Consider the following 15,160-nt stretch of genomic DNA (forward strand, 5'->3'; position numbering starts at 1 on the left):
AATGGGCACGGTATACCTAAACGGTGACTACCTTGGCGCTGATGAAGCAAAAATTTCACCTATGGATCGCGGCTTCTTATTTGGCGATGGCATATATGAAGTGATCCCATCTTACCAAGGCAAAATGCTTGGCTTTGGCGCACATATTGAGCGTATGAATAACGGCTTAAACGAGCTTGAAATTAAGCTCGATTACAGTGTCGATACGTGGCGTAAAATCTGTAATGATTTATGCGAGAAAAACCATGGTGACAACTTGGGGATTTATTTGCACGTAAGCCGCGGTGCCGACACTAAACGTGCCCATGGCTACCCAACTAACATTACTCCAACAGTATTTGCATTTGCTTTTGAAATTCCAGCAGAACCTGTTAGTGACATCGATAATGCGACAGCATATACCGTATCACTTGAGCAAGACCGCCGCTGGCAGCGTTGCCATATTAAATCAACGGCACTACTTGGCAACGTTATTCATTACCAACACGGTGCAGCTGCAGGTAACAAAGAAACCATTTTATTTAATCGTTTAGAAGAAATTACCGAAGCCAGTTCAAGTAATGTGTTTATTGTTAAAGATGGTGTGATCAGTACGCCTCCTCTTGATAACCAAATTTTACCTGGGATCACCCGTTGGTTAATTCTCAATATTCTACACAGCTACAGCGACCTTAAAGTGCAAGAGCGCATTATTAGTAAAGACGAGTTACTTGATGCCGACGAAGTATGGATCACCAGCGCGACTAAAGAAGTTGGCCCTGTCGTAAAAGTAAATGGCAAATTAATTGGCGATGGTAAGCCTGGTGCGGTTTGGCAACAAGTGCAAAGCTTGTTTACCAAGCATAAATTTGATTACTAATTTAATCGCCATTTAAAACAAACGCCCACTAAAAGTAGGCGTTTTTGTTTTATCTACTTTTTGCTGCTATTTGTTGCTTTTCATCTCAAACGGCCAAGCCTGCAATAGGCCGTCACTGGTTTGTGAATATAACTGCGTACCATCGTAAGCCACACTCAGCACTGACGTGCGCTGACGCTGCTGTTTAGCTTCGTATTCAGCGATTAATTCACCATCTGCAACACGGTATAAACGCATCTTCATTTTTGGCGAGCCAGTTAATAGCCATTTGTCTTGGTTGATAAATTGCGATGCGGTGAACTCAATAAAGTTAGAGTATGAGTCCACTTCTGATAGCTCTTTTTTATTGGCTAAATCAAAGAATACACGATCATCAACCGAATCAATTGCAAAGCCCAAGCTTGCTGATTTATTTAAAGTAACGTGATTCACTCTGGTCGCTAAACGCTCTTCAAAGCGAGTGTTGCCATCACTCGTTGACCAAAGCTTAACGTACTTATCGCTTGAGCCAGTAAACGCCCACTGACCATCAGCCGATAACGCCACGCTATTAATATCTAAACGATGAATATCAAAACGCTTAGTATCACCTGTGCGGGTGTTTATCACCTCAGCCTTGCCGCTACGATAGGCAATAACCAACGTATCGCCTACAGCTGAAATAGCGATGTCTCTAGCAATTTCTTGCCCTGTGAGCCAAGTGCCGATACTACGCCCCGTGCGAGTATCGTATAAAGTCACCGATAACCGATTTGAAATAAAAAAACGAGATTTGTTAGCGCTAAAACCCACAAGCTCAACATGCTCAGCGCCCTGCCCTGTTATACAATCGTATAAACGTGCTTTTAACTGATTATCCCAAACACACACTTCAGATTGGGTTGCCACTAACGCGTGGCTCGCATCTTCGGTTAGCGCAGTGGCACTTAATAGCTCATCACCATGAGCAAACTCACTACTAGCAGATGCTGTAAACACCTCATTTGTGCCACATCCAACCAACGCTAATGTAACGGCACATGAAAGTGACTTAAACAGTTTCGACATTATTCTAACTCGCTTATTTTTATAGTTATTTTTTATAGAAGCAGTTTAATGAAAATAGGGAGAATTTGGTAGGTGTATGAGCTTTAAGCTGTCAGCTTTGTAGGCGTGCAATTTATTTCGCGCGAGACTGCAACATGTTGTGGGATGTTGCAGCTGCGACTACATTTGCTAACTTCACTCACCCATGCGTAAAACAAAACACATTAAGTTTGTTACCGTCTAGGTCTCTGAAGTATCCCGCATAAAAGCCTGGCATTTCGCGTGGGCCGGGGGCGCCTTCGTCTGTGCCGCCAAGCTCTATGGCTTTTTTGTAAAAAGCGTCTACTTGGGCTGTAGTTTCGACTGCCAACGCAATCATAGTGCCATTGCCTACGGTCGCTTTTTCATCGTTGTAAGGCTTGGTAACCGCAAAACCAGGTTTATCTTGCCCAGTGTTCCATGCGACAAAGCGGTCAGTTTCTAAAAAGCGCTCGGCGTTTAGGGTGGCGAACAATTCATCGTAATACTTTACTGCTTTAGCTAGGTTGTTAGTGCCTAACATGATGTAACCTATCATTGTGTGTTCCTCACGTTTAAAAGTGTCTGTACTCAACATAAAAGGGAAATGACCATCTGTCTATTGATTTCTCCATTCATCGCAATGGACTATATTTCTGATGGTTGTTACTTTATAACAGGTTAAACACCGCTCACTAACAAGGAAATCAAATGAAGTTTAAAACGTCTTTAGCACTGCTTGCAGCAACCAGCTTTTACAGCCATGCGGGAGCTAGCAATACCTTTGGGCTCGAAAATGTTTTTGATCTTGAATACGCCAACCAAATAGAAATGACAAAAAATGGCGATACAATTTATTTTGTGCGTAATCGCATGGATATCAAAAGTGACCGTAAAGTTAGTAATATTTGGTCAGTAAACCCAGATGGTAAAACCATGCTACCGCTAACGTCTGGCGTGCATATGGATTACTCTCCGGTGTTGTCACCAGATGAAACTCGTTTAGCGTTTATTTCTACCCGAGATGGTAGCAGCCAAATCTATGTAAAATGGTTAAAAACCGGTAACGTAGCAAAAATTAGTAACCTAACGCAAAGCCCTGGCGGATTAACTTGGACACCTGATGGCAAACAATTGGTGTTCAGCCAATTTGTGCCAGCAAAATCAGCAAGTCCAGTGTCTTTACCAGGCAAGCCTGAAGGCGCTAAATGGGCAGAGCCAGCTAAATATATTGACGATACCTATTACCGCGCAGATGGCGGTGGCTACTCTGAAAAAGGCTACCGTCACTTTTTCATTATTAGTGCAACAGGCGGCAATGCCCGCCAATTAAGCTCTGGAGATTTTGATCACAGTGGTGCTATTAGCTTTAATGAACAAGGCGATGCGTTTTATTTTTCAGCTAATCGTTATGAAGACAATGAGCTACATCCGACTGAATCTGAAATCTATAAACTTAGCTTAGCGGATCGTTCAATCAGCCAAATAACAGACCGTAAAGGCCCTGATTCAAGTCCTAAAGTCTCTCCAAATGGTCGTTACCTCGCTTACACTGGCTATGATGACAAAAAGACTAACTATGAAAATAACGACATTTATTTACTTGATTTAAAATCAGGTAAAAGCTCGGTGCTCACTGCTGATTTAGATCGCAGTGTCGAAAGCATTAAATGGGATGATAGTGGCCAAGGTCTTTATTTTAGTTACGATAGCGAAGGTAAAACACACCTAGCTTACCAACCGCGTAGTGGTAAACATAAAGTGATTACCTCACAGATTGGTAGTGTTGCCTTTGGTCGCCCATATTCAGGTGGTGACTTTGATGTGAGCGAAGATGGTGAAGTTGCATTCACACTCGCTGATACACAGCGTCCAGCTGATGTAGCATTAATTAAGCGCGGAAAAACGGCTCGTTTAACGCAATTAAACGAAGATGCGCTGGGCGACAAAGAACTGGCCAAAGTTGAAGAAATTTGGGTTAAATCAAGCCATGATGGCTTGGCTATTCAAGGTTGGATTGCATACCCACCTGGTTTTGATAAAAACAAAAAGTACCCACTTGTTTTAGAGATCCACGGTGGCCCTGTTGCAAACTACGGCCCTCACTTTAGCCCTGAAGTGCAGTTATACGCAGCCAAGGGCAATGTTGTGCTTTATATGAACCCACGCGGCAGTGATTCATACGGTAAAGAATTTGCGCAAACAATTCATCACAACTACCCAAGTAATGACTTTGATGATTTGATGACAGGTGTTGATGCTGTTATCAATAAAGGCTTTATTGATGAGAGTAAGTTGTTTGTTACCGGCGGTTCAGGTGGCGGTGTTTTAACTGCATGGATTGTGGGTCATACAGACCGCTTTGCAGCAGCTGTTGTTGCTAAACCAGTCATCAATTGGATCAGCTTTGTACTAACTGCTGATTTCTATCCTTTCTTTGCTGACTATTGGTTCCCAGGTAAGCCATGGGACAATATTGAGCATTATATGAAGCGCTCTCCAATTAGCTATGTGGGCAATGTAAAAACACCAACTATGCTATTAACAGGCGAATCAGACTATCGCACCCCGATTTCTGAGACTGAGCAATTTTACCAAGCGTTAAAGCTACAAGGTGTTGATACAGCGATGGTGCGTATCCCTAATGCCTCACATGGTATTACCGCGCGCCCATCAAACCTAATGACTAAAGTAGCCTATATTCAATGGTGGTTTGATAAAAACAGTGGAAATGATTAACGACATCGAGCGAAGCGAGAACGCTTCATTTGCGCAAGGTGAACTGATTTCGTGACGCAGTTTCGCTTAACTTATCTCAAATTGTATTAGGCGCGATTCTATATCGCGCCATATCCGAATGATCATTTAATAAAACCATAACGCGGGGTAAACCTGCTGCTACTTGTTAACTTTACTCTTTCTCACTTTGCCCCTTGCTAGTTCCCTCTCTGTAAACCCCCTTTACAGTCAAAAATGTGAGTAACTCCTTACATACCTCTAATGAATATCGGACATTCAATAAAAAGCAGTTGGTAAAAAATCGGTTTATAGCCAAAATCAGTAACTTGAGTTAGTAAAAAATCGGTTTGTGCCGCTAGAAACCTAGCTTCAGTTAGTAAAATTTTGGTTTGTAAGGGTGTTGAGTTGGTAAAAAATCGGTTTATGGCTTAAGTGAGTTAATAAAAAATCGGTTTATAAATCGTAAGATTCTACAAAACAGCCCTAAATTGCCGTTTATATGACCCAATTTTAACCATTCTAGAGGCTGTAATCAGGTAAAAAGCCCTAATTAAGGCTTATAAGACGGAGGTAGTTAAATCCTGATCTAAAATTCTGAGGCTGGTAAATGCGTGATCTGTATTTTTATAAAGCTAGTAAATGACTGATCCAAGACTTGGTTAAAGAGTGATCCGAACTGCGAGATTCGAGATTCGAGATTCGAGATTCGAGATGCGATGTGCGATGTGCGAGGTGAGAGGTACGAGGTGCGAGGTGCGAGAAACGAGTCTGATAGCTGATAGCTAAAATGTGAAAAAGGGCCCGAAGGCCCCTAACAACATTATTGAATAGCTATAAAGGAAATTACAACTTAGTTAGAACTGGTTCATGGTATTTGCTTCACCACCGGCTTTAAGCGCATTTTCACCAGAGAAGTACTCTTTATGAGTATCACCAATGTTAGAACCTGCTAGGTCTTGGTGTTTCACTGATGCTTGCTCACGGCGGATTTCTTGACGTTGTACGTCGCGAACATACGCTAGCATACCTAGGTCGCCGAAATAGCCTTCTGATAGAATATCAGTGCTTAGCGCCGCTGTATGGTAAGTTGGTAGCGTGATTAGGTGGTGGAAGATACCCGCTTCACGTGCACCATCTTTTTGGAAATTTTGCACAAGTACGTCTGCTGCCGCTGCAAGCTCTGTGTCATCCATTTCTGGAGCCATTAATGCCTTGTTGTCATCGATGCTTGGGTAAGCAGATAGGTCTTTACCTTGTTCTTGCCACTCAGCATATACTTGCTCACGGAATTTAAGTGTCCAGTTGAACGACGGTGAGTTGTTATATACCAGCTTAGCATTGGGTACTTGCTCTTTAACGCGGTTAACAAGCTCAGCGATTTGTTTAACGTTTGGCTTTTCTGTTTCAATCCACAGTAAGTCTGCGCCTGATTGTAAGCTAGTTACACAGTCTAGAACTACGCGGTCTTTCTCTGTACCTTCGCGGAACTGGTATAAACCATTATCTAAACGTGTTGGCTTGCAAAGCTGACCATTAAGCTTCATCGCTGTGTCGCCTTCGTTCAAGTCATCCACACTGTTTACTGGTGTTGTTTCAAGGAACGATGTGTATTGGCTAGCAAGGTCGCCAGGTGTTTTAGATACCGGCACTTTTTGAGTAAGGCTTGCACCTAATGAGTCAGTACGCGCAACGATAATACCGTTATCAATACCAAGCTCTAAGAATGCGTAACGAACTGCGTTAATTTTTGCTAAGAAATCTTCATGCGGTACAGTTACTTTACCAGCTTGGTGACCACATTGTTTTGCGTCAGATACTTGGTTCTCGATTTGGATAGCACATGCACCCGCTTCAATCATCTTTTTAGCAAGTAGGTAAGTTGCTTCTTCGTTACCGAAACCCGCATCGATATCAGCAATAATTGGCACAACATGGCTTTCGAAGTTATCGATTTTATTTAGCACGGCTTGAACATCACCGCCGTTTGCTTTCGCTGCGTCTAGATCTTTGTAAAGGTGGTCAAGTTCACGTGCATCAGCTTGCTTTAAGAAAGTGTAGATTTCTTCGATTAGCGCTGGAACAGACGTTTTTTCATGCATACTTTGGTCGGGTAATGGACCAAACTCAGAGCGAAGTGCCGCAACCATCCAGCCACTTAGGTATACATAGCTGCGTTTAGTTGTTTTGTTGTGACGTTTAATTGCCATCATCATTTGCTGTGCAGTGAAACCATGCCAACAACCTAATGATTGTGTATATTGGCTGTGGTCGGCATCGTAGGCAGCCATGTCAGCACGCATAATGTCTGCAGTGTATTGAGCAATGTCTAGACCCGTACGAAAACGGTTTTGTAAGCGCATACGGCTTGCGTATTCTGGGTTGATTGACTGCCACGTTTTGCCTTGTGCTTGACATAAAGTAGCTAGGTTATCGGTTTCGCGTTGATATGTTGTCATAATAAAATCCTTCGAACGGGTTATCTATTTTTTGTTAGTGAGAGTGGCTACTTGGCGTTTGCTTCATAGCGCTTAATTCAACATTAGGCGGATTTTTTGGATTTAGTAAATTTATAGTTGTTATTGCCACTATATTTTTAGTGAATGGCAAATAGCCTGCTTATTAGCCTTTTTTACGATATGGTTGAACCATGAATGATCAAATTAAGCTCGTTTAAAGGACATTATTATGACCACTCTCTCACTTAACGGTTTAAGCGTTGATCAACAACTTGCACAGTTTGTTGAGCAGCAACTTTTACCTGGAACAGGCATCAGCACAGACACCTTTTGGCAAGGTTTTGCTGATATCGTCAACGAATTAACGCCAATCAATCGTGCGCTTTTAGAAAAACGCGAACAACTGCAAGCTAAGATTGATGACTACCATAAGCAGCAACCAGTGTGGGATGCAGCGAATTATCAAGCATTCCTTGAAGAGATTGGCTACCTCGTTCCTGAGCCAGCTAGCTTTAACATAGAAACAGAGCAAGTTGAGCCTGAAATCGCAAGCACAGCGGGGCCGCAGCTTGTTGTGCCAGTGAGCAATGCACGCTTTGCCTTAAACGCTGCGAATGCTCGCTGGGGCTCTTTGTATGATGCGCTATACGGCACTGATGTATTAAGCGATGATGACGGTGCCGAGAAAGGCTCTACATACAACCCTGTACGTGGCTTTAAAGTGATGGCTTATGCCCGCCAGTTCCTTGATAAAGCATTGCCTTTAGCAAATGGCTCGCACATCGAAAGCACCAGCTATTCAGTGGTTAACAATGAGCTTTTAATCACATTACGTGACAGCAGCCAGGTTCGCCTAGCTAACCCTGAACAACTTATTGGTTACCAAGGTGAAGCGCAAAATCCAAGCGCTATCTTATTGAAAAATAGTGGCTTACATATTGAACTGCAAATCGACCATCACCACCCTATAGGCCAAGCAGATAAAGCTGGCCTTAAAGATGTATTACTTGAAGCAGCCCTTACAACAATTATGGACTGTGAAGATTCTGTTGCTGCCGTTGATGCCGAAGACAAAGTAAACGTCTATCAAAACTGGCTTGGCTTAATGCAAGGAAACCTTGTAGAAGCATTTAACAAAGGCGGTAAAACCATTGAACGCCGTTTAGCACAAGACCGCCAATACCAAGCTTTAAGTGGTGAAACACTGACGCTAAAAGGCCGTAGCATGATGTTTGTACGTAATGTTGGCCACTTAATGACAAACCCAGCTATCCAAGATAGTGAAGGCAATGACGTGTTTGAAGGCATTATGGATGCCATTATCACTAGCACTGCAGCACTTCATGACTTAAAAGGCACAGGGGGCCTTAAAAATTCAACGGCCAATAGCATTAATATTGTTAAACCCAAAATGCATGGTCCAGAAGAAGTGGCCTTCACTAATACCCTATTTACTCGCGTTGAGCAGCTATTAGGCTTACCAGCAAACACCATTAAAATGGGGATTATGGATGAAGAACGCCGCACTTCAGCTAACTTAAAAGCGTGTATTTTCGAGGCTAAAAAGCGTGTTGTATTCATTAATACAGGTTTCTTAGACCGTACCGGTGACGAAATTCATACTTCAATGCAAGCAGGTGTAGTACTGCCAAAAGGCGCAATTAAACTTGAACCTTGGATCAGCGCATACGAAGACCGCAACGTAGATATTGGTCTTGCAACTGGCCTCAGTGGTAAAGCACAGATTGGTAAAGGTATGTGGCCAATGCCAGATAAAATGGCGTTAATGATGGAACAAAAAAGTGGTCACCCAAAAAGTGGTGCAAATACCGCGTGGGTGCCCTCTCCTACTGCTGCAACTCTGCATGCAATGCATTATCACGATATTGATGTATTTGCTTGTCAAAAAGCGCTTATGGACCGCAAAGAAGCAAGCCTTACCAGCTTACTCACTCCACCGCTTATGAAAGATGCCAGCAACTTAAGCAAAGAAGATATTCAAGCCGAACTGGATAACAATGCACAGGGCATTTTAGGTTATGTTGTGCGTTGGATTGACCAAGGTATTGGTTGCTCAAAAGTACCAGACATCAACCATGTAGGCTTAATGGAAGACCGTGCCACACTGCGTATTTCAAGCCAACACATGGCTAATTGGCTGTATCATGGTGTGTGTTCTGAAGAGCAAATTCAAAAAACCATGGCGCGAATGGCAAAGGTTGTTGATGGTCAAAATGAAGGGGATCCGGCCTACAATAACATGGCTGATTCAGCCGAAACCTTAGCACAAAGCGTTGCTTATCAAGCAGCTTTAGCCCTTGTATTAGAGGGAGTTAAACAACCTAGTGGCTATACTGAACCATTATTGCATGCGTTCCGTATAAAGTATAAGTCATTAAATTAAGTACAATTTAACTCCCTTCGAGTTTGATGTGTCGTTCCTAGCAGCCTTTGGCTGCTTTTTTTAACTAAACTCATAACTACAGTGAATAGCCACCATTCATGGCATAATAAAAATCTATTAAAAAAGGGGCATTTATTACCAAATGCCCCTTTTTTAAGTGTTAATTTTTAAAAACTAATTTTTAACAATCGCATTGTGATAAACGTTTTGAACGTCATCACAGTCATCAAGCATAGAAATAAACTTTTCAAAGTTTGCGATATCATCTGGATCAGTGATGTCAGTATGAACTTGTGGAACAAACGTGATTTCGTCTACTTCAAAGTTAATACCTTCAAATGCTTCTTCAAGAGCAGTTTTTGCTTTGTAGTACTCAGTATGTGGAGCGAACACTGACACTTTGCCATCTTCTACTTCTACATCAGTTACGTCTACATCAGCCATCATTAGCGCTTCAAGTACAACTTCGTCGTCATCACCTTCAAAGCCTAAAACAGCTAAGTGGTCGAACATATGCGCTACACAGCCCGGTGTACCTATTTTTGAATCTGTTTTTGTAAACGGTAAACGTACATCTTTGATAGTACGGTTAGGGTTATCAGTTAAACAGTCTACAATTACCATACAGTTACCAGGGCCATAGCCTTCGTAACGTGCTGGAGAGTAGTCTTCCCCTGCTCCACCGGCTGCTTTTTTGATAGCATTATCGATTACGTGTGCTGGAACTTGGTCTTTTTTTGCACGCTCAATAATACGTTTTAGCGCTTGGTTAACTTCTGGATCTGGTTCGCCATTTTTAGCAACAACGTAGATTTCTTTACCGTACTTAGAATTTACTTTAGTTTTTGCATTGGCTGTTTTAGCCATGGCGTTTTTGCGGACTTCAAATGCTCTGCCCATCTTATGCCTCTATGAATACATTTGATAATTGCCGATATTTTAGCAACTCATGACGGCTTGGGCTAGTACTAGGACATTTTGAAAAATAAAAAACTAACAATTAATATCAGGAAAAATAAAAAACAAGGCTATTTAACATAACACCTTACTTTCTTGGAATGAATCAACCAAAATTGGCAATTCTGAAAAATGATGCAGTACATAATCAGCTTGATTTGCATATTCAGGAATTTCATGTGGTGCGTATAAACAAGCTCGCATGTTAGCGTTGTGGGCTGCTTGTATATCAAATAAATAATCACCGACATACAGCAACTCAGATTGGTCAAGCTCCCACAGTGTGGCAATCGCATTTAATGCACTTGGATCGGGTTTAGCAGGTGCATCAGAGCGAGTCAAAACAGTTTCTATTGGCAGTGGATTATTTTTTAACTTAATGGCGGCTGCACGGTCGTAATTACGAGTCACAATAGCCATTGGAATATTACTTTCTTTTAGTTTGGTAATCGCATCAGCCACACCAGGCAATAAATGTGCGTGCTGCGCATCAATAAGCTCATGTTGATGGACAATATTCATCGCCTCTTCGCGCATGTAAGGCGAGGGAAGAGTGGCAATATACGCCAACAAATCCTCCTCAAGAGGACAACCCACTTGTGCTTTGATCAGTGAGAAATCCAGCTCTGATGACACCAAAGTGCCGTCTAAGTCAAAAATCACACCACGAATATTGTTATCATAAATACTCATATAAATCCTTGTATATGGCGATTGGGAAATGTTCATACCCACTAATAAGATAGTGTACGATATAGCTTTATTAAAGGATCAAAGGATTAAAAAGCCAAGTTTTTTAATCCTTTTGTATAAGACTATTGAGGTTCTAACGCCTCAAACTTAGCTTCAAGCCAGGTATCATCTTGGCTAAAGGTCAGTGTTTTTACTTTCCCTTTACCCTCAATATTTACCATATTCACTTGTGCAGGCCAAAGGTCGCGAAGTGCTCCGTTGCTCATACGAATGCCATGAATTCCCTCAGGGATCGTGACTTCCTGATAAACCCAAAAGAATTTACCATCAACTTGCGCACCGACTTCTTTCAGCTCAAGTGGCTTGCCATCTAAAGTTTGCAGAGCAATATGTGACTCAACATAATCAGCAAAACGCTTTTGGTCATCTTTATTACTTAAGATATCGGCATTGCCATCAAACAAGTGTTCAACAGCATGCTCAGTATCATGTAAATAAAAACGATGCATTAGCTCTATGTTGTTGGTGCGTTTGTTAAATAACACGGTTGTCACAGACGCTTTTAACTGGTGCGCCATGGTTGGCGCACTCAGTAATAAAACAAAAACAATGGCTGCGAAGCGCATTATTGTTGCTCCTGGGCGTCTTTCTCATCACCTTTTTTCAGCTCAGTTTTAATATCTTGCATGATATCGCGGCTGACTTTCGCTTTACTCTTCTCACGCTTATACACTTCAATACGCGATGGAATAATACGACGCGGGTAGTTGTTGTTTTCTACATCTACATCCGCTGTTTCCCAGCGTGGGTCCACTGTAACTGACACTAGGTTTTTACCCTTTTCTGTGACAATTAGCTTTTGAACATGCTTGTGGTTACGACGCCAAATTTCAGCCGGAATGTACTGCTCTTCTTTGCTACCATCTTCATAAGTAAGCTCTAGTAAGATAGGCATGACTAAGCCACCTAAGTTTGAGAACTCAAGTACGTAGTAGTTTTTATCTTCTTTGATTGCACGCTCAAACGTTTTACGTTCCCAAGGCTCTAAACCTTTAAGGAATTTGTTATACGCATTGCGCTCTTTGTTAGTGACCGTAAAGCGGTCATTTTCGTCGTAGAAGTCAGTTATATCTGGGTTTTCTTCAACCCACAGTTTTTTACCTTCTTCTTTATTACGTTTTACGAATAATGGCATTGGCTTATCAGCTTCAATGTCGCGCAAACGGCTAAAGTCGATATCAGGGTTTTTCGTGTCTAAACGTAGTTGGTAAACTTTATCTAGCGAGATATCAACGTGATCTGTGGTATAGAACCAGCCACGCCAGAACCAATCTAGGTCAACACCTGACGCTTCTTCCATTGTACGGAAAAAATCAGCAGGAGTAGGGCGCTTGTACTTCCAACGCTGTGCATACTCTTTAAATGCGAAGTCGAATAGCTCACGGCCAAGGATCACTTCACGTAATATGTTAAGTGCGGCAGCAGGCTTAGTATAAGCATTCGGGCCTAAACGTAATACGCTGTCTGATTGCGTCATAACCGGCACCTGGTTTTCTGACTTCATGTATTCAACGATATCGCGAGGCTCAACACCCCAAGGAATTGTATGGTCCCATTCACGACCAGCAACACCATCTAAGAAGCTGTTAAGACCTTCATCCATCCAAGTCCATTGACGCTCATCAGAGTTAACCACCATAGGGAAGTAAATGTGACCTACTTCATGGATAACAACGCCGATTAAGAAACGTTTTTCTGCTTGTGAGTAAGTACGTGTTCCGTCGTCTTGTAGGTCAGTACGCGGACCATTGAAGGTGATCATGGGGTATTCCATACCACCTACAGGGCCATTTACAGACTGAGCCACAGGGTAAGGGTAGTCAAACGAGAAGCGCGAATACACTTCCATCGTATGCACGACAGCTTCAGTAGAGTACTTCTTCCAAAGATCGCCACCTTCTTTCGGGTAGAAAGACATCGCCATAACTAACGGCTGATCTTTACCACCTTGATGATAGCCTTTTGCATCCCACATAAATTTACGTGAAGACGCCCACGCAAAGTCGCGGACATTTTCAGCTTTAAAGTGCCATGTCTTGGTTTTGTCTGTGCCTTCTTTCTCGTTTTCTAATGCTTCTTCTTCAGTCACGATGAAAACAGGGCGTTTAGCATCTTCAGCTTGCTCTAGGCGTTTGCGCTGCGTACTAGTCAGAACACTGCTTGGATTATCAAGCATACCCGTTGCCGATACGATGTGGTCAGCAGGAACGGTTAATTCAACGTCGTAGTTACCAAATTCAAGGGTAAATTCACCACTACCTAAGAAAGCTTTGTTCGTCCACGCTTCATAGTCAGTGTATGCAGCAAGGCGAGGGAACCACTGGGCTAATAAGAAGATATCGTTGCCATCTTCTTCAAAGTGCTCATAACCAGAGCGAGCGCCAACAGCATCTTCTTCAACAATGTTAAAGGCGAAGTCCATGCTGAACTCAACGTCTTTACCCGGTTTAAGTGGCTCGTTCAAGTCAATACGCATTAAGGTATCAACGACTGTTACTTTAAGCTCTTTTCCGTCTTCGTCTTTAACATTGGCGATTTGATAACCCAGCTCGTTGTCGGCCATAAATTGCTGACGACGTAACTGACCTAAGCTCAATTTGGTTGATTTTGGCTGAGGGTCACCTTGCAATGTTTTACCATTGAAAGTTGATGTCATTTCAGCAATTGAGTCAGATTTAAAGATATTTTGGTCAAGCTGTAGCCAAAGGTACTTTAAGGTGTGAGGTGAGTTGTTTTTGTATTCAATTGTCTGGCTTGCTGTTAAGCGACGTTTCTTTTCATCAAGCTTAGCATCAATATCGTAATTTACCTGTTGCTGCCAGTAGTTTTCAGCAGGGGCACCCGCAGCACTTCTATATACGTTTGGAGTTGGGAGTGCTTCGTCAAGTTGACGAAACTTATCAACAAACGAGCCTTTAGTTTGCTCTACCGATGACGCCATGACTGCTGAAGATACTGCCAAAGGCAATACCAAAGCACTCAAATGGAGAACTGCTTTTTTCATTGTTAATCCTGTAAATTAAGTGTAAGCCTACCATCTCAAACAGCTAACAAGGTTGCAATAAAATCACGATAAAATGCTAGTTTTTTAGGTTAGTATTCGTCTTTGTGCAATGAATTGTTTATGAAGCCATATGCCTCTACTTTTGGGTTGTGTAAAGGGGGTTTACAAACAGATTGGTTATTTTTAGTTCAGCACTAATTCATTGCAAAGTATTACAGTTAGTATTAAGCCAACTTGGTTAAATTTTGTTTAACAGTAATAAAGGTGATTAGATGAAGTTTTATATTGTAAAAAAAGACTCTCGTTTAGCCGCTATTCCTGCGCAAGAATCGATTTTAAACGAGTACAAAGAACGTGGCTTTGAATATGTTGAAGTGGTCAATGCATGTGATAAAGACGATGCATTAGCACGCACATCTCCCTGTTCAAAATGGACTAAAAAAGGGCTGTTTTTAGGCTCATCTTTAGTGATTTTGACTCTAACCTTCATTATTTTCGCAATAAATTAATTTTTGCGACATTTTCTATTGAAATTTACTGCCATTTGTATTTAAAATCGCCCACTTTTTTGATTTTGGGTCAATACAGAAGCTGTATTTATCCCAAAAATGTGTCGGTAAACAGCTTAGAATTCGGTGGGCTTATGGATTTCTATATCCTAAAAAAACAACAAGAACTAATTGCAATTCCAGCGGACGAACAAAATTGTAAACAGTACCTAGATTCAGGGTATTTTTATATTGATAAAGTAGCGGCATGTAATGAAACGAATGCCCTTAAAATTTTACAAGCAAAACAAACCAAAGCGCTTAAAGTTCCATTGATTATGGCGTTGTTAGCTCTACCTATGGTGGTTTTTGCTTGGTATAGCTTAAGTTAACAAACCAAGCTGGGCATCTTGGCTCAGCTTAGGTATATTGACGCTCTTAATAAATAATAAGAGC

12 protein-coding genes are annotated in these 15,160 nt (G+C 41.8%); 5 read left to right on the forward strand and 7 right to left on the reverse strand.

Annotated elements, in window-relative coordinates:
- The first annotated feature begins 1 nt into the window (after nt 1).
- The gene (locus NYF15_RS01795) at nt 2-859 is read left to right on the forward strand and encodes an aminotransferase class IV (RefSeq protein ID WP_371352575.1); all 858 of its coding nucleotides are present in this window, start codon (nt 2-4) and stop codon (nt 857-859) included.
- A gap of 66 nt (nt 860-925) precedes the next feature.
- Here NYF15_RS01795 and NYF15_RS01800 read toward each other — a convergent pair whose 3' ends face one another.
- Both NYF15_RS01800 and NYF15_RS01805 read right to left on the reverse strand, forming a co-directional pair.
- Complete coding sequence (locus tag NYF15_RS01800) at nt 926-1,906, reverse strand: WD40 repeat domain-containing protein (protein ID WP_371352576.1); 981 nt, start codon at nt 1,904-1,906, stop codon at nt 926-928.
- A 178-nt stretch (nt 1,907-2,084) separates the two neighbouring features.
- Entirely contained in the window at nt 2,085-2,462 is a 378-nt protein-coding gene (locus NYF15_RS01805) for a VOC family protein (protein WP_371352577.1), read from the reverse strand.
- A 152-nt stretch (nt 2,463-2,614) separates the two neighbouring features.
- Here NYF15_RS01805 and NYF15_RS01810 point away from each other — a divergent pair, with 152 nt between their 5' ends.
- Nucleotides 2,615-4,642, forward strand: coding sequence for a prolyl oligopeptidase family serine peptidase (locus NYF15_RS01810; protein ID WP_371352578.1), 2,028 nt, complete (start codon nt 2,615-2,617; stop codon nt 4,640-4,642).
- Between the two features lie 854 nt (nt 4,643-5,496).
- Here the strand turns inward: NYF15_RS01810 and NYF15_RS01815 are convergent.
- Nucleotides 5,497-7,098 (reverse strand): isocitrate lyase, encoded by a 1,602-nt coding sequence (locus tag NYF15_RS01815; RefSeq protein WP_130152007.1) that lies wholly within the window; start codon nt 7,096-7,098, stop codon nt 5,497-5,499.
- Nucleotides 7,099-7,327: 229 nt separating this feature from the next.
- On the opposite strand from NYF15_RS01815, the gene NYF15_RS01820 reads away from it, so the two are divergent.
- Nucleotides 7,328-9,502, forward strand: coding sequence for a malate synthase G (locus tag NYF15_RS01820; protein ID WP_371352579.1), 2,175 nt, complete (start codon nt 7,328-7,330; stop codon nt 9,500-9,502).
- Nucleotides 9,503-9,676: 174 nt separating this feature from the next.
- On the opposite strand, the gene NYF15_RS01825 is transcribed toward NYF15_RS01820, so the two are convergent.
- From NYF15_RS01825 to NYF15_RS01840, 4 genes are all read right to left on the reverse strand, one after another.
- Nucleotides 9,677-10,402 carry a YebC/PmpR family DNA-binding transcriptional regulator gene (locus tag NYF15_RS01825; RefSeq protein ID WP_054553380.1) on the reverse strand — a complete coding sequence of 242 codons (726 nt, stop codon included), beginning with the start codon at nt 10,400-10,402 and terminating at the stop codon, nt 9,677-9,679.
- 132 nt (nt 10,403-10,534) lie between these two features.
- Nucleotides 10,535-11,152, reverse strand: coding sequence for an HAD family hydrolase (locus NYF15_RS01830; RefSeq protein WP_130152010.1), 618 nt, complete (start codon nt 11,150-11,152; stop codon nt 10,535-10,537).
- A gap of 122 nt (nt 11,153-11,274) precedes the next feature.
- Complete coding sequence (locus tag NYF15_RS01835) at nt 11,275-11,778, reverse strand: DUF6702 family protein (protein WP_371352580.1); 504 nt, start codon at nt 11,776-11,778, stop codon at nt 11,275-11,277.
- A complete protein-coding gene (locus NYF15_RS01840; RefSeq protein WP_371352581.1) occupies nt 11,778-14,216 on the reverse strand; it encodes a M1 family metallopeptidase in 2,439 nt (812 codons plus the stop codon). Before NYF15_RS01840 ends, NYF15_RS01835 begins: the two co-directional genes overlap by 1 nt.
- 272 nt (nt 14,217-14,488) lie before the next feature.
- Here NYF15_RS01840 and NYF15_RS01845 point away from each other — a divergent pair, with 272 nt between their 5' ends.
- Both NYF15_RS01845 and NYF15_RS01850 read left to right on the forward strand, forming a co-directional pair.
- Nucleotides 14,489-14,725, forward strand: coding sequence for a hypothetical protein (locus NYF15_RS01845; protein ID WP_371352582.1), 237 nt, complete (start codon nt 14,489-14,491; stop codon nt 14,723-14,725).
- Nucleotides 14,726-14,859: 134 nt separating this feature from the next.
- Nucleotides 14,860-15,096, forward strand: coding sequence for a hypothetical protein (locus tag NYF15_RS01850; protein WP_062567824.1), 237 nt, complete (start codon nt 14,860-14,862; stop codon nt 15,094-15,096).
- Nucleotides 15,097-15,160 lie beyond the last annotated feature (64 nt).

Source organism: Pseudoalteromonas sp. 68 DY56-GL68, from assembly GCF_041414825.1.
Classification (GTDB): domain Bacteria; phylum Pseudomonadota; class Gammaproteobacteria; order Enterobacterales; family Alteromonadaceae; genus Pseudoalteromonas.